Source organism: Streptomyces flavotricini, assembly GCF_020639365.1.
In the GTDB taxonomy this organism is placed as follows: Bacteria; Actinomycetota; Actinomycetes; order Streptomycetales; family Streptomycetaceae; genus Streptomyces; species Streptomyces flavotricini.
Window position 1 is genome coordinate 1,167,757 of sequence record NZ_JAINUL010000001.1, and the last position, 21,125, is coordinate 1,188,881.

The 21,125-nt window shown below is 73.6% G+C and carries 17 protein-coding genes; 8 read left to right on the forward strand and 9 right to left on the reverse strand.

Translation table 11 applies throughout. The features are described from left to right. Window positions 1-11: 11 nt before the first annotated feature. A complete protein-coding gene (locus K7B10_RS05585; protein ID WP_229334822.1) occupies window positions 12-1,076 on the reverse strand; it encodes a PfkB family carbohydrate kinase in 1,065 nt (354 codons plus the stop codon). Continuing rightward, entirely contained in the window at window positions 1,073-1,717 is a 645-nt protein-coding gene (locus tag K7B10_RS05590; protein WP_229334823.1) for a bifunctional 4-hydroxy-2-oxoglutarate aldolase/2-dehydro-3-deoxy-phosphogluconate aldolase, read from the reverse strand. Before K7B10_RS05590 ends, K7B10_RS05585 begins: the two co-directional genes overlap by 4 nt. A 128-nt stretch (window positions 1,718-1,845) precedes the next feature. Between K7B10_RS05590 and K7B10_RS05595 the strand changes: the two genes are divergently transcribed. The 3 genes from K7B10_RS05595 to K7B10_RS05605 all read left to right on the forward strand — a co-directional run bounded on the left by K7B10_RS05595 (window position 1,846) and on the right by K7B10_RS05605 (window position 7,073). Next, the gene (locus tag K7B10_RS05595) at window positions 1,846-2,643 is read left to right on the forward strand and encodes an IclR family transcriptional regulator (protein WP_229334824.1); all 798 of its coding nucleotides are present in this window, start codon (window positions 1,846-1,848) and stop codon (window positions 2,641-2,643) included. Between the two features lie 141 nt (window positions 2,644-2,784). Beyond that, entirely contained in the window at window positions 2,785-4,497 is a 1,713-nt protein-coding gene (locus K7B10_RS05600; RefSeq protein WP_229334825.1) for a sigma-70 family RNA polymerase sigma factor, read from the forward strand. 116 nt (window positions 4,498-4,613) lie between these two features. Further along, complete coding sequence (locus K7B10_RS05605) at window positions 4,614-7,073, forward strand: DEAD/DEAH box helicase (protein ID WP_229334826.1); 2,460 nt, start codon at window positions 4,614-4,616, stop codon at window positions 7,071-7,073. A 31-nt stretch (window positions 7,074-7,104) separates the two neighbouring features. On the opposite strand, the gene gad is transcribed toward K7B10_RS05605, so the two are convergent. Then, window positions 7,105-8,496 carry a glutamate decarboxylase gene (gene gad, locus K7B10_RS05610; RefSeq protein ID WP_229334827.1) on the reverse strand — a complete coding sequence of 464 codons (1,392 nt, stop codon included), beginning with the start codon at window positions 8,494-8,496 and terminating at the stop codon, window positions 7,105-7,107. A gap of 274 nt (window positions 8,497-8,770) precedes the next feature. On the opposite strand from gad, the gene melC1 reads away from it, so the two are divergent. Together melC1 and melC2 are read left to right on the forward strand one after the other, a co-directional pair. Continuing rightward, window positions 8,771-9,175 (forward strand): apotyrosinase chaperone MelC1, encoded by a 405-nt coding sequence (gene melC1 / locus K7B10_RS05615; protein WP_229334828.1) that lies wholly within the window; start codon window positions 8,771-8,773, stop codon window positions 9,173-9,175. Then, window positions 9,172-10,026, forward strand: a complete 855-nt coding sequence (gene melC2 / locus K7B10_RS05620; protein ID WP_229334829.1) for a tyrosinase MelC2 — start codon at window positions 9,172-9,174, stop codon at window positions 10,024-10,026. The genes melC1 and melC2 overlap by 4 nt, the downstream gene beginning before the upstream one ends. On the opposite strand, the gene K7B10_RS05625 is transcribed toward melC2, so the two are convergent. Then, window positions 9,975-10,703 carry a response regulator gene (locus tag K7B10_RS05625; protein WP_229334830.1) on the reverse strand — a complete coding sequence of 243 codons (729 nt, stop codon included), beginning with the start codon at window positions 10,701-10,703 and terminating at the stop codon, window positions 9,975-9,977. The genes melC2 and K7B10_RS05625 overlap by 52 nt on opposite strands. Then, window positions 10,700-12,304: a sensor histidine kinase gene (locus K7B10_RS05630; protein ID WP_229334831.1), complete on the reverse strand. Its 1,605-nt coding sequence runs from the start codon at window positions 12,302-12,304 to the stop codon at window positions 10,700-10,702. Before K7B10_RS05630 ends, K7B10_RS05625 begins: the two co-directional genes overlap by 4 nt. A gap of 108 nt (window positions 12,305-12,412) precedes the next feature. On the opposite strand from K7B10_RS05630, the gene K7B10_RS05635 reads away from it, so the two are divergent. Then, window positions 12,413-13,771 carry a cation:dicarboxylate symporter family transporter gene (locus K7B10_RS05635; protein WP_229334832.1) on the forward strand — a complete coding sequence of 453 codons (1,359 nt, stop codon included), beginning with the start codon at window positions 12,413-12,415 and terminating at the stop codon, window positions 13,769-13,771. 289 nt (window positions 13,772-14,060) lie between these two features. Then, window positions 14,061-15,836 carry a S8 family peptidase gene (locus K7B10_RS05640; protein ID WP_229334833.1) on the forward strand — a complete coding sequence of 592 codons (1,776 nt, stop codon included), beginning with the start codon at window positions 14,061-14,063 and terminating at the stop codon, window positions 15,834-15,836. Between the two features lie 174 nt (window positions 15,837-16,010). Here K7B10_RS05640 and K7B10_RS05645 read toward each other — a convergent pair whose 3' ends face one another. The 3 genes from K7B10_RS05645 to K7B10_RS05655 all read right to left on the reverse strand — a co-directional run bounded on the left by K7B10_RS05645 (window position 16,011) and on the right by K7B10_RS05655 (window position 18,356). Further along, window positions 16,011-16,685 (reverse strand): (2Fe-2S)-binding protein, encoded by a 675-nt coding sequence (locus K7B10_RS05645; protein WP_229334834.1) that lies wholly within the window; start codon window positions 16,683-16,685, stop codon window positions 16,011-16,013. Window positions 16,686-16,727: 42 nt separating this feature from the next. Continuing rightward, window positions 16,728-17,180 (reverse strand): SRPBCC family protein, encoded by a 453-nt coding sequence (locus tag K7B10_RS05650; RefSeq protein WP_229334835.1) that lies wholly within the window; start codon window positions 17,178-17,180, stop codon window positions 16,728-16,730. 96 nt (window positions 17,181-17,276) lie between these two features. Then, window positions 17,277-18,356 (reverse strand): SIS domain-containing protein, encoded by a 1,080-nt coding sequence (locus K7B10_RS05655; RefSeq protein WP_229334836.1) that lies wholly within the window; start codon window positions 18,354-18,356, stop codon window positions 17,277-17,279. Window positions 18,357-19,311: 955 nt separating this feature from the next. Here K7B10_RS05655 and K7B10_RS05660 point away from each other — a divergent pair. Then, the gene (locus K7B10_RS05660; protein WP_229334837.1) at window positions 19,312-19,998 is read left to right on the forward strand and encodes a GNAT family N-acetyltransferase; all 687 of its coding nucleotides are present in this window, start codon (window positions 19,312-19,314) and stop codon (window positions 19,996-19,998) included. Window positions 19,999-20,059: 61 nt separating this feature from the next. Here the strand turns inward: K7B10_RS05660 and K7B10_RS05665 are convergent, their stop codons facing one another. Beyond that, window positions 20,060-21,088 carry a TolB family protein gene (locus K7B10_RS05665; protein WP_229334838.1) on the reverse strand — a complete coding sequence of 343 codons (1,029 nt, stop codon included), beginning with the start codon at window positions 21,086-21,088 and terminating at the stop codon, window positions 20,060-20,062. Window positions 21,089-21,125: the final 37 nt, after the last annotated feature.

A 21,125-nucleotide genomic window follows, 5' to 3' on the forward strand; every position in this document is an offset into this window, starting at 1 on the left:
GGACTTGTGGATCAGGGCCCCTGTCCGCTGCCGTCTCCGCGGTGGGCGGTGGCCAGGGCCGCCGTTTCGGGGAACGCGGGGACACGGCCCGTGCCGCCGCGGCCGGAGACCGAGAGGGAGGCCGCCGCCATGCCGTACGCGACGGCGTCGGCCAGACCGTCGCCGAGGGCGAGCCGGGCGGTGGTGGTGCCGGTGAAGCAGTCCCCGGCGCCGGTCGCGTCCACGGGACGGGGGTTGACCGGTACGCGGTGGTATTCCGCCCGCACCCCGTCGTCGAGCAGGAGCCGGTCGGCGCCCGCGGTGACGACGACCGTACGGGCGCCCAGGGCCCGGTAGCGTGCGGCGGCGGCGCGCGGATCGGCCGTGCCGACCAGGGCCTCGGAGTCGGCGGGGCAGGAGGTCTTGAGCAACCCGGCCAGCGGGGCGATCCGGGCCAGCAGCTCGCGGGCCTCGGCCCGACCGGTCAGGCGGGGCCGGAAGTTGGGATCGTACGAGACGAGCCCGCCGGCCCCGCGCACGGTTTCGGCGGCGGCCACCACCGCCTCTCGGCTGCTTCGGGACAGCGCGCCGGTGATCCCGCTGGTGATGAGGGCCTTCGTGCCGGTCAGCAGGTCCCGCCAGGACTCGACGTGCCGGGCGGAGAGGGTGGAACCGGCGCTGTGGGTGCGCCAGTAGACGAAGGCCCGGTCGCCCCCGGTGTCGGCGGCGAGCAGATAGGCGCCGTTGGGGCGCGGAGCACGGCGCACGTGGGTGACGTCCACGCCGAGCGCGGCCGCGCGGTGCAGCAGCGGGATGCTGAGCTCGTCGTCGCCGACCACGGTGAGCAGGGCGGTCCGGGCCCCTGCGGCGGCCGCCGCGGCGGCTGCGTTGAGGGCGTCACCGGAGTAGGAGATGCGGGCCGGGGTGCCGTCGGCGGCTTCCCCGAGGGCGGTGTCGGCGTGGATCTCGACGAGGACCTCTCCGAGGACGAGGACGTCGTAGCCGGGGCCGTGGCCGGGGCCGTGGCCGGGGTTGTGGCCGGGGTTGTGGCCGTCGCGGCGGGTCTCGTGGCCGGTACGGAGCGCGCGGGCCGTCATCCTCGGCGCCCCACCGCGGCGCAGCCGGTGCAGCAGGGCCGGGCCAGCGCGGCGAACACGGCGGCCAGTTCAGCCGGATCGTCGGGCAGGCCGCTGCCGATGCCGACGGCGGCCGCCCCCGCGTCGAGCCATTCCCGGATCTCGGCGGGCCGGATGCCGCCGGTCGGTATGAACAGCCCCTCGGGCAGGACCGCTTTGAGGGAGCGGATGAACTGCGGACCGCCGACGTGCGCCGGGAACACCTTCGCGGCGCCCGCGGACCGGACGGCGGAGGCTATCTCGCCCGGGGTGAACCCGCCCTCCACGAAGACGGCCCCGCGCCGGTCGGCGACCGCGCGGACCTCGCGGGCCGGGTACGGGGAGATCAGGAAGGCCGCCCCCGCGTCGAGGGCGGCCCCGGCCTGGGCGGCGGTGGTGACGGTGCCGACGCCGATCAGGGCGGCCCGGCCGTGCGCGTCGGTGAGCGGGGCGGTCCGGGCGACGGCCTCGGCCCAGCGGGGGGTGGAGGTGGTCAGCTCGACCACGCGGCAGCCGGCGGCCAGCAGACCGGTGGTCCGGCGGACCGCTTCGTCGGCCCCGGCGTCGCGCAGGACCGGCAGCAGCCGTTGGGCCGACATCGCGTCGTACGGGTGGCAGGACAAAGGACCCCTCCCTCTCCATCTGTTCCGCTGCACCGCACCTCACTTGTTCCACGTAGTGGAACGCAGTACCGTTTAGCGGAACTACTGTCGCAGACCTTACCCCCACCCGCCCAGCCCTGGGAGAGCGCATGCCCGACGACGGGCCCACGAAGGACTCGGCCGACACCCCCGCGCGCGGCGGCCGCACCTCTGCCGCCGGCACGGCGCTGGAGAAGTCGATGCGGATCCTGGAGGCGGTGGCCGCGCCCGGCGGACCGCACCGGCTCACCGATGTGGCGGCGGCCGCGGCCGTGCCGAAATCGAGCGCGTTCCGGATCCTCGCCTCGCTGACCGAGCAGGGATTCGTACGCCCGGAAAGCGGATCGCGCTACGGGGTCGGGCCCCGGCTGCGCGAGCTGTCCGCCCTGGTCGGCAGCGGCGAACCGCACAGCATCGGACGGATCCTCGGCGAGCTCCGCGCGACCGTCGGCCAGACGGTCCACCTGGCCCTGCACAGCGGGGAGACCCTCACCTACATCCGGAAGCTGGAGAGCGACCAGCCGTTCCGGACGGCCTCCCGCGTCGGGATGCGGATGCCGCTCCACAGCACCGCGATCGGCAAGAGCATCCTGGCGCACCTGCCCGAGGCGGAGGTGCGGGCGCTGATCGCGAGCGCCGGACTGCCGCGCCGCACACCGAGGACGCTGACCGGTACGGAGGCCCTGCTGGCGGAGCTCGAGGCGGTCCGGTCCCGGGGCTTCGCCGTGGACGACGAGGAGAACGAGCCGACGATCCGGTGCATCGGCGCCGCGGTCCTGGGCCCGCAGGGCCGCCCGATCGGCGGGGTCAGCGTCACCACGGTGACCTTCCTCGTCACCCGCGAGGAGATCGAGGCCTACGCGCCGGCCCTGCTCAAGGCAACGGAGGCGCTCGCTCCGCTGCTGTGAAACAGTGGCGCGGCCCGCCCTCGGAAGCCTCCGGAAAAATTTCTTCGGGTTCTTCTTCCGGATAACCGTTATCGGGGCCGCGCTCGACGGTCTCCCATGTATCGGGCATCATCGACCGCCGGTACGGACAGGGAACCTCACATGACTACACAGCACACGGCAGCGCTGGTGGCAGCCGCCCGCGCGGGCGATCTCCGCGCGCAGGACGAGCTGGTCGGCACCTACCTGCCGCTCGTCTACAACATCGTCGGGCGCGCGCTGAACGGCTCCGTCGACGTGGACGACGTGGTGCAGGACACCATGCTGCGGGCACTGGACGGGCTGGGCACCCTGCGGTCGGACGAGAACTTCCGGTCCTGGCTGGTCGCGATCGCCATGAACCGGGTGCGGGCGCACTGGCAGGCGCGGCACAGCGCTCCCGGCGAGAGCGGACTCGAAGCCGCCTGGGAACTGGCCGATCCGGGCGCCGACTTCGTGGACCTGACCGTCCTGCGGCTCCAGCTCGAGGGCCAGCAGCGGGAGACCGCCCGCGCCACCCGCTGGCTGGAGACCGAGGACCGGGCGCTGCTGTCGCTGTGGTGGCTGGAGTGCGCCGGCGAGCTGACCCGCGCCGAGGTGGCCGCCGCCCTCGAACTGTCCCCGCAGCACACGGCGGTACGGGTGCAGCGGATGAAGGCGCAGCTGGAGTCGGCCCGGGTGGTCGAGCGGGCGCTGGGCGCGCAGCCGCCGTGCGAGGGTCTGCGCGGGATGACCGGCACCTGGGACGGGGTGCCGTCGACGCTGTGGCGCAAGCGAATAGCCCGGCACGCGCGTGAGTGCGTACGGTGCGCGGGGCTGTGGAGCGGACTGCTCCCGGCCGAAGGGCTGCTGGCGGGTCTGGCCCTGGTCCCGGTCTCGATGGCCCTGGTGGCGGGCATACGCGCGGCCGCGGCCGCCGGCCACGTCCCGGCGGGCGCGGACTTCGCCCCGGGCGACGCGGCGTACGCGTACGACGGCGGCACGGGCTTCGGCAGCACGGGCTTCGGCGGCACGGGCTTCGACGCCACGGACGTCTCCGACGCCGCCACGCAGCTCACCCCCACCGTCTCCGGCCAGGGCGGCACACCGGACACCACCCCCGGCGGCCGCAGCGTCCTGCGCAAGCGCCGGCAGAGCCGCCGCCGCGCGATCGGCGGCGCGGTGCTCGCCGCCTGCGTCGCGGGCGGCGGGCTCGCCTACCTCGGCGGGTTCCCCGGCTCCGACGACAAGGACAACGGCGCCGCACCCGCCGCCCCGCTGTCCGCGCTGTCCGCCCCCGACGCCTCCGCCTCCCCCTCGGACTCGGCCTCGCCCTCCGCTTCGGCCTCCCCGTCCCCCTCCGCCTCCGCCTCGCCGAGCCCGTCCGCCGGAAGCCCGACGCCCAGCCCCACGCCGACCAAGTCCAAGGCGCCGGCTCCGCGCCCGTCGGCGCCCGCTCCGGGACCCGCCCCGTCGGGCGTGGCCGGACAGGTCATCGCGCTGGTCAACTCCGAGCGCGCGGCCGCCGGCTGCGGCCCGCTGAAGGAGGACCCGAAGCTGCAGTCCGCCGCCCAGGGGCACTCCGACGACATGGCGGCCCGGGACTTCTTCGATCACACCAATCCCGACGGCGCCGACCCGGGCAAGCGGACGACGGCCGCCGGGTACCGCTGGTCGACGTACGGGGAGAACATCGCGCGGGGCCAGCAGACCGCGGCTTCGGTCATGGACTCGTGGATGAAGAGCCCGGGCCATCGCGCCAACATCCTCAACTGCTCCTTCAAGGACATCGGCGTCGGCATCCACACCGGCCCGGGCGGCCCGTGGTGGACGCAGAACTTCGGCGCCAAGATGTGATCCGCACGGCTCGCCCGCGCCGTGGGCCCCTCGTGCTTCACAACTCGGGCAGGATGGAGTCTGGAGCCGAAAATGCTGATCAGGGCCGATAGCGGCGGACGGACGGAGCAGAGCACATGGCGAGGAAAGAGCTCCGTCCGCACCAGCGCGAGGCCGTCGACGCCGTGCTGCGGGCGCTCGGACTGCCCGCCGACGGCCGGGTGCCCGGGGCCGGGCTGCGGACCCAGGTGATCATGGCCACCGGCTCCGGCAAGTCCCTGGTCGCCGTGCGCTCGGCCGAGGAGCTGCGGGCCGCGCGCGTGCTGGTCCTCGTACCCTCGCTGGACCTGCTCGTGCAGACGGCGGCGGCCTGGCGCGAGGGCGGCCGGACCGGCCGCTCCCTCGCGGTGTGCTCCCTGCGCCCCGCCGACGCGGGCATGCCCGCCACGACCGATCCGGCCGAGCTGGTCCGCCGGGCGGGCCCGCCGGCGGACCGGGTGACGGTGTACGCCACGTACGCCTCCCTGGGGCTGGGCACGATCGAGCGGGCCCACCTCTCCGGGCTGCCGGGCTGGGACCTGATCGTGGTCGACGAGGCGCACCGCACCTCCGGGCGGATCGGCAAGCCGTGGGCCGTGGTGCACGACAACACCCGGATCCCCTCCCTGCGGCGGCTGTACATGACGGCCACGCCCCGGGTCTGGCAGGACGGCGCGGAGGAGGAAGAGGAGGGCGGCCCCGGGCGGGGCGAACTCGTCGCGTCCATGGAGGACGATCCCGACGGCCCCTTCGGCGCCCGCTGCCACACGCTGACCCTGGCCGAGGCCGTCGACCGCGGCATCTGCGCCCCGTACCGGGTGGTGTGCGTGGACGTCAGCGACCCCGGCTTCCAGGCGGCCGTTCTGCTGGGCACGGGCGCGCGCTCCGACGCCGTGCGCGGGTCGCGGCTGGCGGCCCTGCAGGCGGCGCTGGTGAAGGCGGCCGCCGACCAGGGGTTCCGGCGGACCCTCGTCTTCCACCACCTGACCCGGGAGGCCGAGGCCTTCGCGGCCGGGCTGCCGGCGGTGGCACGGCGGCTGCGGGCCGCGAGGGGAGAGTCCGAGCCAGAGTACCCCCGTACGGTCTGGGCCGACTGGCTGTGCGGGCAGCACACGGCGGCGCACCGGCGGCGGGTGCTGGCGGAGTTCGCGGCGGACGGGGCCGCCGACAAGGCCTTCCTCGGCAGTGTCCGGGTACTGGGCGAGGGCGTGGACACCAAGGAGTGCGACTCCGTCTTCTGGGCCGACGTCCGGGGCTCCATGCCGGACCTGGTCCAGGCCGTCGGGCGGGCGCTGCGCATCCGCCCCGGCGAGGGCAAGGTCGCCTCGCTGGTGGTGCCCGTACTGCTGGGGCCGGGTGAGACGGCCGAGTCGATGCTGACCTCCCGCGCGTACGGGGACCTCGCGCGGCTGCTGGAGGCGCTGCGGGCGCACGACACCCGGCTGGTCGAATCGCTGGCCCAGCCGCAGGCCCCGAGCCGGCCGCGGGCGGAGTCCGGCGGCGAGGCCGTGGCCGGAGCCGGGATGCGGCCCGGGGCGCAGGCGCTGCTGAGCTTCTCCACCCCGAGGGATCCGGCGCTGCTGGCGGCGTTCATCCGGCTGCGGGTGCTGCACCCCGAGCGCGAGCACTGGCGGCGCGGGGTGGAGGCGGCCCGGATCTACGCGGCCGGGGCCGGGGACCTGCGGGTGCCGTTCGCGTTCCGGGTCCCGGCCGGGCCGCAGGCGCAGGCCCGGGCCGGTACGGAACCCGCCGGCGGGGCCTGGCCGCCCGGGCTGGGTCGGTTCCCCCTCGGCCAGTGGATCGCGGACGCACGGCGCACCCACCGGCGGGGCGCCCTCGGCCGGGAGCGGGTCGCACAGCTCGACGAACTCGGCATGGTGTGGAGCCACTTCGACGTGGCGTACGAGGAGGGGCTGGCGGCGGCCCGCGGCTGGGCGGCGGAACACGGCCACCTGCTGCCGCCCGCGGAAGCCACCTGGCGCGGCGCGCCGGTCGGGGTGTGGGTCAAGAACCAGCGGGCCGCCGCCCGCCGCGAGGGACCCGGCGCCCTGTCGGAGGAGCGCCGGGAGGCACTGGAGGCCATCGACGCGTCCTGGTGTCCGGCCTGGGAGGTCTCCTGGCAGCGCGCCTTCCACCTGACCCGCGTCCACCTCGACGAGGGGGGCCGGCTGCCGCTCGCCCCCGGCGAGGTGGTCGTCCAGGGCGAGGACCTGGGCCGGTGGGTGCGCGGCCAGCGGCTGGCCTGGGAGCAGCTGGCCTGGGCCCAGCGCTGGCTGCTGGAGCACGCGCTCGGGGTGACCGGGGCGAGCCCGGCCGAGCGCCCGCGGCCGCGGCGCACCCAGGCCGAGAAGTGGGCGCAGCACCTGGCCGCGGCCCGCCAGTTCCACACCCGCGAGCAGCACCTGCGGGTCCCGCGCGGCCACGTGGAGCGGGTCGAGGGCCAGGAGGTGCGCCTGGGGGTCTGGATCGCCAACCAGCGCTCCCGGGCCCCGGCCCTCGCCCCGCAGCGCATCGCCGCCCTCGACGCCCTCGGCATGCGCTGGTCGGCGTCCGCCTGAACGCCTGCGCGCGGCCAGGCCCAAGACACCCCTAGTGGTGGAACCCCGAGCGGGGTTCGGTCGCCGGGGTCGGCGGGGGCGTCGCCGTGAGGTGGTCGACCGCGTTGCGGAGGTCCGTGACGAGCAGGGCGATCTGGTCGCGGGTCACCCCGTGCCGGATCAGCACCCGTTGGATGACGGTGTCGTCGCGGGCGGCCGGCAGCGGGTACGACGGCACCTGCCAGCCGCGCATCCGCAGGCGGTCGGAGAGGTCGTAGAGGCTGAACCCGGCCGCGGCCTGGTCGGTGAGCCGGTAGGAGACGGCGGGCAGGCCGCCGAGGCCGTCGTAGAGCAGGGTGAACGGACCCATGGCGGCGACCTCCCCGGCCAGGTACTGGGCGGTGGCCACGCAGGCCTCGTGGACGCGCCGGTAGCCGGCGCGGCCGAGCCTGAGGAACAGGTAGTACTGGGCGATGACCTCGCCGCCGGGGCGGGAGAAGTTGAGGGCGAAGGTCGGCATGTCGCCGCCGAGGTAGTCCACGTCGAAGACGAGCTCCTTGGGCAGGAGGTCGGCGGTGCGCCACACGATCCAGCCGACGCCGAGGGGCGCGAGCCCGTACTTGTGCCCGGAGGTGTTGACGGAGGCGACGCGCGGGAGCCGGAAGTCCCACACCACGTCGGGGTGGAGGAAGGGGGCGACGAAGCCGCCGCTGGCCCCGTCCACGTGGATCGGGATGTCCCAGCCGTGCTCGGCCTGGATCCGGTCGAGTTCGGCGGCGATCTCGGCGACGGGCTCGTAGTCGCAGGTGTAGGTGACGCCGAGGATGGCGACGACCCCGATGGTGTTCTCGTCGACGTACTCGGCGAGCTGATGGGGCCGCAGGCCCGTGGCGTCGGCCTCGATCGGGATCTGGCGCAGTTCGACGTCGAAGTAGCGGGCGAACTTCTCCCAGCAGATCTGCACCGGCCCGCACACGAGGTTGGGCCGGTCGGCGGGGAGGCCCAGGGCCTGGCGGCGGGCGCGCCAGCGGAATTTGAGGGCGAGGCCGCCGAGCATGGCGGCCTCGCTGGATCCGGTGGTGGAGCAGCCGGTGGCCGCGCCGCCGGCCGGCGCGTTCCACAGGTCGGCCAGGATGTTGACGCAGCGGGCCTCGATCTCGGCCGTCTGCGGGTACTCGTCCTTGTCGATCATGTTCTTGTCGAGGCACTGGTTCATCAGGCGGTGCACGCCGTCGTCGGACCAGGTGGTGCAGAAGGTGGCCAGGTTCTGCGCCGCGTTGCCGTCGAGGAGGAGCTCGTTGCTGAGCAGCTCGTAGACCACCTCGGTGGGCGAGTGGTCCTCGGGCATCCGGTACTTGGGGAGGATCTGGCCGCTCAGGGCCGACGTGAACACGTCCGCGTCGGCGTCGGCGTCGCGTACGTCTTTCGTCTCATGAAGAGCCATGTTCGGACTATAGGTGACGTCTCGTTACAAAAAGTGCTAGCCGGGCAGCGCAACCGAGAGCTTCCGGCCGACTCCGCGGTGTGACGCCCCGCATAGGAGTCGCGTGCGACCGGATAAATTACCGTCGAGTAGACTCATTTTCGAAGATCTTCCCGTCCGAGCCGCCGGAGCCGGTTCGGACGGGAAGATCGACCAACTGGTTCTACGGGCAACTTATCCGCCGATGTCCGGATACCGGTCAACGGGCCGCGCGGCCCTGATAGTTCTTCGGCCCATGAACAAGATCACCCGCCGGCAGGCCTTGGGCACCACAGCCGGCGCGCTCTCCGCCCTCGGCATAGCCGGCGCCACCGCGCACGCAGCCGCCGCCGACTCCCGTGCCTCCATACCCACCGGCACGGTCGACGAGGTCTACCAGGGCCGCCGCATCCAGATCACCCCGGCCACGACCGGGGGCGGCCACCACGGCGGCCACCACGGGGGCGGCCACGACGGCCTGCCCACCGTCCGGATAGACGGCCGCGAACTGCACGTCATGCGCAACGCCGACGGCACCTGGATCAGCGTGGTCAACCACTACGAGACCTTCGCCGATCCGACCTCGCTCGCCCGCGCCGCGGTGCGCGAGCTCCAGGGCGCCGTCCTCGCCCCCTTCGCGCCCATGGGAGGCACGGCATGACCGTCCGCAAGAACCAGGCCGCCCTCACCCCCGAGGAGAAGCGCGCCTTCACCAACGCGCTGCTCGAACTCAAGCGCACGGGCGCGTACGACCGCTTCGTGACGACCCACAACGGGTTCATCATGAGCGACACCGACTCGGGCGACCGGGTGGGCCACCGCTCCCCCTCCTTCCTGCCCTGGCACCGCCGTTTCCTGCTGGAGTTCGAGGCCGCCCTGCAGAAAGTGGATCCGACCGTCTCGCTCCCCTACTGGGACTGGACCGCGGACCGCACCTCCCGCTCCTCCCTCTGGGCCGCCGACTTCCTCGGCGGTACCGGCCGCGCCCGCGACGGGCAGGTCATGGACGGGCCGTTCGCGTACGCCACCGGGAAGTTCAACGTGAACGTACGGGTCGACGGGCGCGCCTACCTGCGCCGCGCGCTGGGCGAGGGCGTGGCCGAACTGCCGACCAAGGCCGAGGTGGAAGCCGTCCTCGCCATGCCGGTGTACGACATGGCCCCCTGGAACAGCTCCTCGAACGGCTTCCGCAACAACCTGGAGGGCTGGCGCGGCGCCAACCTGCACAACCGGGTGCACGTGTGGGTCGGCGGCCAGATGGGCACCGGGGTCTCCCCCAACGACCCGGTGTTCTGGATGCACCACGCCTACGTCGACAAGCTGTGGGCCGAGTGGCAGGCCCGCAACCCGAAGTCCGCGTACCTGCCGGCCGCCGGCACCGTCAACGTCGTCGACCTGCACGACACCATGCGCCCCTGGAACGACGTGACCCCGGCGGACATGCTGGACCACCGGAAGTTCTACACCTTCGACACGGAACCGGTCCCCGCCGCCTCGGCCAGCCAGCGGTAGTGCAGTTCGGGGCGGCCGACCTGCCCGTAGCGGGGGGTGCGGTCCGCCCGCCCGGTGTCCACCAGGTGCTCCAGGTAGCGGCGGGCCGTGATCCGGGAGATCCCGGCCGCCCCGGCCGCCCCGGCGGCGGTCAGCCCCTCGGGCGCCGCCCGCAGCAGCGCGCCGACCCGGTCCAGGGTCGGCGCGCTGAGCCCTTTCGGGAGCTCGGCGGGGCCGGGGGCGCGCAGGGCGGCGAGCGCCCGGTCCACATCGCCCTGTCCGGCGGCCTCCCCCGCGGTGGCCCGGAACTCGGCGTAGCGCAGCAGCCGTTCGCGCAGCGTCGGGAAGGCGAACGGCTTCAGTACGTACTGGACCACCCCGAGCGAGACGCTCTCGCGCACCACGGCCAGGTCCCGCGCCGAGGTCACGACGATCACGTCCACGGGATGCCCGGAGGCCCGCAGCCCGCGGGCGAAGCGCAGCCCGTGCCCGTCGGGCAGGGTGAGGTCGAGCAGCAGCAGGTCGACCCGGGTCCGCTCCAGGACGCGGGTGGCCCCGGCGAGCGAGTGGACGGCGCCGACGGCGGTGAAGCCGGGCACCCGGCCGACGTACAGGGCGTGCGCGTCGGCGGCGACGGGGTCGTCCTCGACCACCAGCACCCGCACCGCGGACGCCGCCGCCTCCTGTGCTTCGCTCATCGCGCCGGCTCCCTTCGCATGGGCAGTCGTACCGTGAACTCGGCTCCCCCGCCCGGACCTTCGGCGGCCACCGCGCTGCCGCCGTGCCGGTGGGCCACCTGCCGGACCAGGGAGAGGCCGAGGCCGCGCCCCTCTCCCTTGCCCGACCAGCCGCGCAGGAACACGTCGGCGTCGGCGCCCACGGGCAGCCCGGGGCCATTGTCGGCGACGCGGAGCAGCAGTGCGTTCTGCTCGGGCCGGACGGTGACGGCGATCCGGGCCCCGGGGACGCCGGTGAGGGCGTCGACGGCGTTGTCGAGGAGGTTGCCGAGCACGGTGACGAGGTCCCGGGCCGGAAGGTTTCCGGTGCCGGCGTCGACGGCCCGGCTGTCGGGGGTGACGAACAGTTCGACTCCGCGCTCGTGCGCCTGGGCGGCCTTGCCGAGCAGGAGCGCCACCAGAACGGGTTCTCCGACGCCGGTGACCACCTCGTCGGTGAGGGCCTGGGCCAGCTGCAGTTCGGCGGTGGCGAATTCCACCGCCTCGTTCGCCCGGCCGAGTTCGATGAGGGAGACCACGGTGTGCAGCCGGTTGGCGGCCTCGTGGGCCTGGGAGCGCAGCGCCTCGGTGAAACCGCGCTCCTGGTCCAGCTCGCCGGTGAGCGACTGGAGTTCGGTGTGGTCGCGGAGGGTGACCACGGTGCCGCGGCGGCCGCCGCCCGCGACGGGTGAGCTGTTGAGGACGAGAACCCGGTCCGCGGTCAGGTGCACCTCGTCCACGCGGGGCCGGTCGGCGAGCAGGGCGCCGGTGAGCGGGGCGGGCAGCCCCAGGTCGGCGGCGCCGCGGCCCCGGACCTCCCCCCGCAGGCCGAGCAGTTCGCGTCCGGCGTCGTTGATGAGGGTGATGCGCCGCTGACCGTCGAGCATGAGCAGACCCTCACGGACGCCGTGCAGGGCCGCCTGGTGGTAGTCGTACATCCGGCTGAGCTCGGCCGCGTTCATGCCGTGGGTGTGCCGGCGCAGTCGCGCGTTGACCACGTACGTGCCGGCTCCGCCGAGCGCGAGCGCACCGGCCGCGACCCAGACGAGGGCGGTGAGCTGCTCGGCGAGGCGGGCGCTGACGGCGCGGACGGTGATGCCGGCGCTGACCATGCCGGTGACCCGGCCGTCGTCCATGAGCGGGGTGACCACGCGGATGGAGGGCCCGAGGGTGCCGGTGTAGGTCTCGCTGAAGGTCTCGCCGCGCAGGGCGGGGGCGGTGTTGCCCATGAAGGGCTCGCCGATGCGGTGGGGGTCGGGGTGCGTCCAGCGCCGCCCGTCCGGGGCCATGATCGTCACGAAGTCCACCCCGGAGTCCACGCGGACCCGCTCGGCGTAGGGCTGGAGCGCGGCCGAGGGGTCGGCGCCGGCCGCGGATCCGCGTACGGCCTCGCGTACGGACGGAGAGTCGGCGACCGCGCGGGCCACGGCCCCCGCCTGGCGCCGGGCGGCCTCCTCGGCCTGTCCGCGGGCGGTGGCGTACGCGAAGACGGCGCAGCCGGCCACGACCACGGCGACCAGCAGCACCTGCATGGCGAACAGCTGGCCGGCGAGGCTGCGCGGGGGTCGGGGGAAACGGAACATGGCGCTCAGTGTGCACCGGGCCGTGAACTCAATGAACGCAAGGGTGACCGGGGTCACAGCCTCGGGCGATGGTCCTCCCGGGACGTATTCACCACCAGGAGGCGAGCCGTGGCCGGCAGACGTGACAAGACCCACTACCTGTACATCGCGGTGATCGCCGCGGTGCTCCTCGGCATCGCCGTCGGCTTCGCCGCACCCGGCACGGCCGTGGAGCTCAAGCCGCTGGGCACCGGCTTCGTGAACCTCATCAAGATGATGATCTCGCCCGTGATCTTCTGCACGATCGTGCTGGGCATCGGGTCGGTGCGCAAGGCCGCGAAGGTCGGCGCCGTGGGCGGCCTCGCCCTCGGATACTTCATGATCATGTCCACGGTGGCGCTGGCCATCGGGCTCCTGGTCGGGAACCTGCTGGAGCCGGGCAGTGGACTGCACCTGACCGAGGCCGTCAAGCACGCGGGCGAGGCGCAGGCCAAGGCGGGCGGGGCGCAGAGCACGCCCGAGTTCCTGCTCGGGATCATCCCGACCACCCTGGTCTCCGCCTTCACCGGCGGGCAGGTGCTCCAGACCCTGCTCGTGGCGCTGCTGTGCGGCTTCGCGCTCCAGGCCATGGGCGCGGCGGGCGAGCCGGTGCTGCGCGGGATCGGGCACGTGCAGAAGCTGGTCTTCCGGGTGCTCGCGATGATCATGTGGGCGGCGCCGGTGGGCGCGTTCGGCGCGATCGCGGCGGTGGTCGGCGCGACCGGGATGGACGCGCTGAAGTCACTGGCCGTCATCATGATCGGCTTCTACACGACCTGCCTGCTGTTCGTGTTCGTGGTGCTCGGCACCCTCCTGCGGGTGTGCACCGGACTCAACGTGTTCTCGCTGCTGCGCTACCTGGGCCGCGAGTTCCTGCTGATCCTCTCGACCTCCTCCTCGGAGTCGGCGCTGCCCCGGCTGATCGCCAAGATGGAGCACCTGGGCGTCTCGAAGCCGGTGGTCGGCATCACGGTGCCGACGGGCTACTCGTTCAACCTGGACGGGACAGCGATCTACCTGACGATGTCCTCCCTGTTCATCGCCGAGGCCACGGGCAAGCCGCTGGCCATCGGCGAGCAGATCTCGCTGCTGCTGTTCATGATCGTGGCCTCGAAGGGCGCGGCGGGCGTGACCGGCGCCGGGCTCGCGACGCTGGCCGGCGGACTGCAGTCGCACCGGCCGGAGCTCGTGGACGGCGTCGGGCTGATCGTGGGCATCGACCGGTTCATGAGCGAGGCCCGGGCGCTGACGAACTTCGCGGGCAACGCGGTGGCGACGGTGCTCATCGGCACCTGGACCAAGGAGTTCGACCGCGCACGGGCCACCGAAGTCCTCGCGGGGCGCCTGGAGTTCGACGAGACCACGCTGATCGACGACGGCCACGGCACGGAGCCCCCCACCGTGCCCGCCCCCTCGCCGGCCGGCGCCAAGGACGGCGTACCGGTCTGACCGGAACGCCCGTCACGGGCCGGCCGGGCCGGGCTCGCCCCCACGGTGCCCGGGCCGGTCGGCCCTCACACCCCCTTCACACCGCCCTCACGCGGCCCCATGGTCCATTTTCGGCCACGGGGCCGTTAAGTGTCCTGCGGTAAAAGGTACTTCCATACCGGGGCACGGGTCTGACATCTTGCGTCCACCACTCGTTTCGTACGGCCCGGTAGGTGTCATGAGCACCTCCAGGCCGTCTTCGGAGGACGCATTGATACCCCACATATCCAGCCGACCTCGACGTACTCTCGTGCTGGCCGCCACACTCGGCGCCGCACTCGCCTTCGGGGCCCCCGCCGCGCTCGCCGGCACCGCCCCGGTCTCCCCTTCCGGCCAGAGCATCCCCTCCGCGCCCGCCAAGGCCGCGGGCAAGGCCGCCGCGGCGCCGACCTCCCAGAGTGCGACCTGGGTTGCCGGCACGCGTGCCTACCTCGTGATCACCGCGCCCGGTGACAGCACGGCGGTCCGCAACGCCGTCGCCGCCAACGGCGGCACCGTCTTCTCCACCTTCGACTCCATCGGCGTGATCGTCGCCCACTCCGCCTCCGCCGGTTTCGCCTCGACGATGCGCGGGGTGAGCGGGGTCCAGCAGGTCGGTGCCACCCGCACCTCGGACGTCCCGGCCGACGCCTACAACCCGGCGCTGCCCGCCAACCCGGCGCAGTCGACGACCCCGGCCGGCGAGCCCGTGCGCGCCGACATGAGCCAGATCAAGGCGGACCAGGCCTGGGCCGTCACCACCGGATCCTCCTCCGTCAAGGTCGGCATCCTGGACACCGGTGTGGACGACCAGCACCAGGACCTGGCGCCGAACTTCAACGCGGCCGACTCCGTCTCCTGCGCGTACGGCAAGCCGGACACCCGTACGGGCGCCTGGCGGGACGTGGACAGCCACGGCACGCACGTCGCGGGCACCATCGCGGCGGCCAAGAACGGCAAGGGCGTCGTCGGCGTGGCCCCGGGCGTGAAGATCTCCGCGGTCCGCGTCGCCGAGCCGGGCAACTCGTTCTTCTTCGCCGAGAACACCATCTGCGGCTTCGTGTGGGCCGGTGACCACGGCTTCAAGGTCACCAACAACAGCTACTACACGGACCCGTGGCAGTTCAACTGCCCGGACAACATCGACCAGGCCGCCATCATCGAGGGCGTCAAGCGCGCCCAGGAGTACGCGGAGGGCAAGGGCTCCCTGCAGGTCGCCGCGGCGGGCAACGAGAACTACGACCTCGCCCACAAGACGACCGACTCCGCGAGCCCGAACGACTCGACGCCGGTCACCCGCACCATCACCAACGCCTGCCTCGACATCCCGACCGAGCTCCCGGGCGTGGTCACGGTCGCGGCGAACGGCACCGGCACCTCGAAGGCCTCGTTCTCGAACTTCGGCTCCGGCGTCATCGACGTCGCGGCCCCGGGCAGCGACGTCTACTCCACCGTGCCGGGCGGCAAGTACGGCACCAAGAGCGGTACCTCGATGGCCACCCCGCACGTGGTGGGTGTCGCGGCGCTGCTCGCCAGCACCAACCCGGGCATCACCCCGGCGCAGCTGCGCGACAAGCTGGCCACCCAGGCCAACGACATCGCCTGCCCGTCGGACAACCGGTGCACCGGTACCGCGGCCAACAACTCGTTCTTCGGCGAGGGCCAGGTCGACGCGCTGAAGGCGGTCGGCTCCACACCGCCGCCCGGGAAGTACTTCGAGAACCTCGGCGACTTCGCGATCAACGACAACGCGACCGTGGAGAGCCCGATCACCGTCAGCGGGGTGAGCGGCAACGCGCCGGCCACCCTCAAGGTGGGCGTGGACATCAAGCACACCTACATCGGTGACCTCAAGGTCGACCTGGTGGCCCCGGACGGCACCGTCTACACCCTGAGCAACCGGGCCGGCGGCAGTGCGGACAACATCGTCCAGACCTTCACGGTCAACGCCTCCTCCGAGGTGGCCAACGGCCTCTGGAAGCTGCGCGTGAACGACAACGCCAACTCGGACACCGGCAAGATCGACGCCTGGAACCTCACGTTCTAGTGCCCTCGCACTGACGGACCGACGCCGCAGGACGTCGGCGGGTCCGTCGAAGACGACGTCGCGGCGCTGCGGCGGGGCCATCGGGGAGCGGTGCAACTGCGCCCCGGTGGCCTCCGTCGTTCTCATGCGGCGCCCGCCGCACCCGCGGTTCCCGCGAGCGGCCCGGCCGGGCCGCTACCTGGTGCGCAGTACGCAGTCCCCGCACAGGCCGCCGCCGGGGACCTTGTAGTACAGGCAGCAGCTGCGGCGTACGAAGGCCACCCCGAGCCCCTCCTCGTGGATGAAGGTGCCGGCTCCGCCGAGCGGTCCGTCCTCGGCCAGCAGCCCCGCGGCCAGGGACACCGCCGGGCCGCCCGGGACCCGGTCGACCAGCACCCGCACCGCCCCGACCAGCCCCGAGGCGGCGTTGCCGCGCAGCACCTTGGGCGAGACCCCGTACCGCTCCCGCAGCCGCGCGTCCAGGGCCGCGAGGCTGCCGAGCACGGTCTCCCCGAGCGCCTCGGCCGGCAGCTCCCCCCGGCCGGGCTCCGGCAGCCACAGCTCCAGCGATCCCGCCCCGGGCAGCCGCCACCAGACCCGGTCGGCCCCCAGGTCCGGCACCCGCCCGCCCAGCGCGGCGCAACCGAGCCCGATCGACCACAGCCGCGCGGCGATCCCGAACTGCGCGGTCGAGGCGGCGACGCGCCCCGGCCCGCTGCCGATGCGCCGCCCGACCTCGGCGACGTACGGCTCCAGCCGGGGCCCGTACAGCTCGCTCAGCGGCCGGAAGCCGTCCCCGGGCGGTTGCGTCCCGTACGGGACGGCGAAGAACGGCCCGACGGCGGCGAGTCGGCGCAGTACCAAGTCCATGTGCGGATGATCTCAGGTGTTGCCTGCCGGTCCCGGGGACCCTCAGGCCGCGGCGGACTCGCGGATCACGGCGAGGGTACGGGCGGCCGTCTCGGCCATGGACGTGCGCAGCGCGGCGAGCCGGGAGGCGGCGAACTCGCGCCCGAACTCTCCGCTGAACGTCAGGGTGAGGGCGCCGGTCGGGTCCTCGTCGATGACGTTGTCGATGGTCCAGACTTCCTTCTCGTCCGAGCGGCGGAAGCTCACGCGGTGCCCGATGTCGAAGACCACGACCTCGCGGAAGCGGTGCCCGTCGCGGGCTATCTCACGGACCAGGCCCTGCGGGGTCTCCGACAGGACCGTGCACTCGGTGATCGCCGGCACGTAGGGGCGCGGGTCGGCGGCCTTGGCCACCAGCCCCGTCCACAGGTCGTCGCGGCTCAGCTGTACCTGGTCCTCGGCCACGGGGTCGTTCACTGGCAGGGTGTACTCGATGCGGGTGACGGTCTCGGTCATGCCGGGGCTCCCCTGGGTTTCGATCTTGTGTCGGGGCAACCAGCGTCGCAGACCGGGCATTCCCCGCAGCACCCCTGAGTTGGGGCCATGGCGAAATCAGGGGCTCGGGGCCCTTGCGGCGTCGTCTGCGGGGGCTTGGGCGGCCACCTGGAAGGCGGCCCGGTCCGGGCCGCCCTGCTTGGTGTCGTCGTTGGCGAAGACGAACGACTCGATCGGCACGCCGCGTTCGGCGCTGAGCTGGGCGACCAGCTCCTGGAGCACCACCGCCTCCAGCACCGCGCGGACGGCGTCCGGGACGACGGGGAGGCGGATCACCGACAGGCTCTGCGACGGTTCGGCGGGAGCCGTGGTCAGCAGCAGCGTGAGGTGCCCGGCCGCGGCCAGTGAGCGGGCCAGTTCGATCTCGCGGCCGTCGCCGAAGACCAGGTGCAGGGTGTTGCCCGCCGACTCCATCCCCCCGTGCAGGTAGTTGCGGGTCGCGGAGGCGGCCGCGGTCATCCGGACCACCTCGCGCAGCAGCAGCGCGCCCTCCTCGGCCGAGGCCCGCGAGGCGCCGGCCGCCACCGCGTCGGAGGCGATGCAGCGGGCGGCGCGCTCGCGCAGGCCCGCGACCACCTCGGCGGCCTGCCGGTGGACGGCGCCGGTCTGCTCGGCGATGTCGCCCCAGGGGTCCTGCCCGCGGCCCGCGATGGCTCCCGCGACCAGGTCGAGGGCCAGCACCGTCCCGGTGTAGCCGATGGTGGAGGCGTACGAGTCGGGCTCGTTGCCGAGGTCCAGGGTCAGGTCGGCCAGCTCGCCGAGGGGCGACGGGACGACGCCCAGCAGCGCGGTCCTCGTGATGCCGGGTGCGGCGCACCGTAAGGCGGCGATCGTCTCGCGGCTGCGGCCGCCCTGGGAGACGGCGATCAGGCAGTCGGTGTCGAAGCCCGCGGTGCCGGTGGCGATCTCGCTGGACAGCACCCGCTGGGTGACGACCCCGGCCGCGCGCAGCTGCTGTACGGGGACGGCCAGGGCCGCGTAGGAGGCGCCGATGCCGGTGAACAGGGGGCGCCGGGCGCCGCGCAGCGCGGCGTACCGCGGTGAGGTGAGCCGGGCGCGGACGCGGTCGGCGATCCGGGCGAGTGCGGGGCCCTGGCCGGCCTGGCCCTCGACGAAGGTGATGCGGGATCCGAACATGGTGGGGGTCTCTCGCCTTTCCGGGAAGGTCCGTGACGGTCCGGGCAGACCTGGGGAGGTCTGCGAAGGTCCGCACGGGAACGGTGCGTTGGAGGGACGGTAGGGGGCGGGCGGCGGCGTCGGGCGCCGGGGCCCCGTCCTCCGCGCGCTCGCGGCCCGGGGTCGCCGGGCCGGATTCCCCGATCACCCGGCGGAAGAGCAGGTGACGGGGCCCGGCGAAGGCGAGGACGAGCGGGGTGAGCGCCCGGGGTTCGGTGGCGGTCCCGTGGTTGACGGCGCGGTCGATCCCGTCGGATCGGCGGCCCGGGCCGTGGCCGTACGCGACCGACGACGCCGTCACGCCGCCGCCCGCCACGACCGCGAGCGGGCCCGCCCGGTCGCCCTGCGCCACGGCGCCGTCACCCCGTCCCCCGACGACGCGGACGGCCCTTCGGACCGCCCTTCGGACCGCCCGGCAGGCCCGTCCGGCGCCCTGTGCCGCCACGGGTCACGGACCCGTGCCCCGAAGGGCCCCGGGGACGGTGTCGGACACATCACCGACGGCCACCCGTTCGATGCCCGGCGGCCCGCTCCGGACCCCGGGACCGCCCGCCGCGCCGCCGGTCGGGGCCGCTGCGGGAAGCACTCGGCGCACTCGATATATATGCAGGTCAGAGGGTGTTTATACGCCGATCGGAGGTCTCCGGGTCGGCTGTTCGAGGGACCGCTGCGGCGCGCCGGAACGGATGTCCGGGGATCAGGATTACGGGGGCTCCCGGGCGGGGACCAAAGTCATCGAAAAACATGGCCGCGGCGTTGCCAATTTGGGGGTTCATGGGAGCACATTTAGGAGCTACATTGAGCCACTCGCGTTCACCTGACAGCCCGTTGCCTTTCACCCGTGTTTTGCACGGGGGGTGACGTCAGAGACGCACACTGTGCAACCACCCCACCGCCCAGAAGGACCGAAGGCTCCGTGCCCGTACCCGTACTCCTCGCCGGCCGCTCCGTGCGGCTCGAGCCCCTCGCCCCCCACCACACCGAGGCCTTGGCCGTGGCCGGGGCCGAGGATCGTACGACTTACGCCTTCACCCCCGTACCCCATGGGGTGCAGGCGTCCCACGAGTACATCGACCGCGCCCTCGCAGATCAGGCGGCGGGTCGATCGCTCCCCTTCGCGGTGGTCAGAGCCACCGACGGCCGGGTCGTCGGTTCGACCCGGTTCCTGGAACTCGACTACTGGCAGGGACCACTGGTGTGGCCCGCCGTGCCGGGCGTCCCGTTCGGTGATCCGGCGACCGCGATCCCCGATGCCGCCGAGATCGGCAATACCTGGCTGTCCCCGGGCGCCCAGGGGACGGGCATCAACACGGAGGCGAAGCTGCTCATGCTCCGCCATGCCTTCGAGACCTGGGGCGTGCGCCGCATCTCGCTGCGCGCCGACGCCCGCAACGGGCGCTCGCGGGCCGCCATGGAGCGGCTCGGGTTCACCTGCGAGGGGGTCCGCCGGGCCCATTCGCGGGGTCTCGACGGCGCCGTGCGCAGTACCGCCTTCTACTCGATCCTCGACGAGGAGTGGCCGGCCGTACGGTCGATCATCGAGCTGAAGCTTTCGGCGGGGGCCCAGCGCAAGCGGCGCCGCAAGACGCTGGTCCCGGCGTAACGGTCCTGCGTTCGGGCCGGCCGTCCGCGGCGGCCCTCCGCCCCGGCCCTTCCCCCCGGCGTCAGCCGAGGAAGGCCGGGGCGAGGGCCGACGCCATCAGCGGCGCGGGAGCGCCGCTGCCGTCGGCCGGCAGGGAGTACAGGTCGGCGCCGAAGTCGCCGGGCAGGGAGTAGACGACCGTCTTGTCGTCCGTCCACACCACCTGGTCGTCCACGCTGCGCTCCTCGGCGAGCGGGGTCTCCCGCATCGAGGCCAGGTCGAGGACGTACAGCCGCCAGGGGGCGTCCGGTGACAGGCCGGGCACCCGCTTCTTGAACACCAGCCGGGTCCCGTCGGGCGACAGCGACGGGCACTCCAGGTTCTCGCGCAGCGTGGTCACGGTGCGTTCGGCGAGGTCGCCGCGGACCAGGTAGGTCTGGCCGCCGGTGGCGAGCGTCGCGTAGAAGGTCCGCTCGTCGGCGGCGAAGGTCACACCCCAGAAGTTCACGTCGGCGTTGCGGTACGCCTTGCCGTCCTTGCGGATCGCGAAGTCTTCCAGCGAGGCGTCGAACGTGCCGGTGCGCAGGTCGAGCAGTGAGGTCCGGGTGGAGAAGTTGGTCCCGGCGTACGAGTCCCCGCCGACGAAGACCGTCCAGGCGACGAGGTGGCCTCCGGGCGAGACCCGGGCACGGGTGGGGATGCCGGCCAGCGGGTGCGCGGAAACCTCCTTGAGGTGCGCGTCGAGGACGACGGCCCGGTAGCTCTCCTGGACCCCTCCCTTGTCGGCCTGGAGGCAGATCCCGGTGCCGGCGGCGGCGTGGAAGCGCAGGCAGCTCACTCCGGAGGCGGTACGGGGGCCCTGGGGCGCGCCGGCGGGGACGGTGGCGAGCTCGTCGCGGTGCGGGCCCCAGGCCATGTTCCGGAACACGATCCGCCGCTCGCCCGCGTCCGGGGCCAGGGTCACCTCGCCCCGGGTGATCTGCGGCCCGCCGGCCTGGGGCTGGTTCTTCTCGTCGGCCCGGGAGGAGGCGCGGACGACGGCGAGCACCCCCACGGCGGCGAGCAGGAGGACGGCGCAGACGAGGACCAGGATCCGGCGCTGGAGGGTCATGGGGGCCTTTCGGGGATGTGGGGGACTTCTCAGGGCG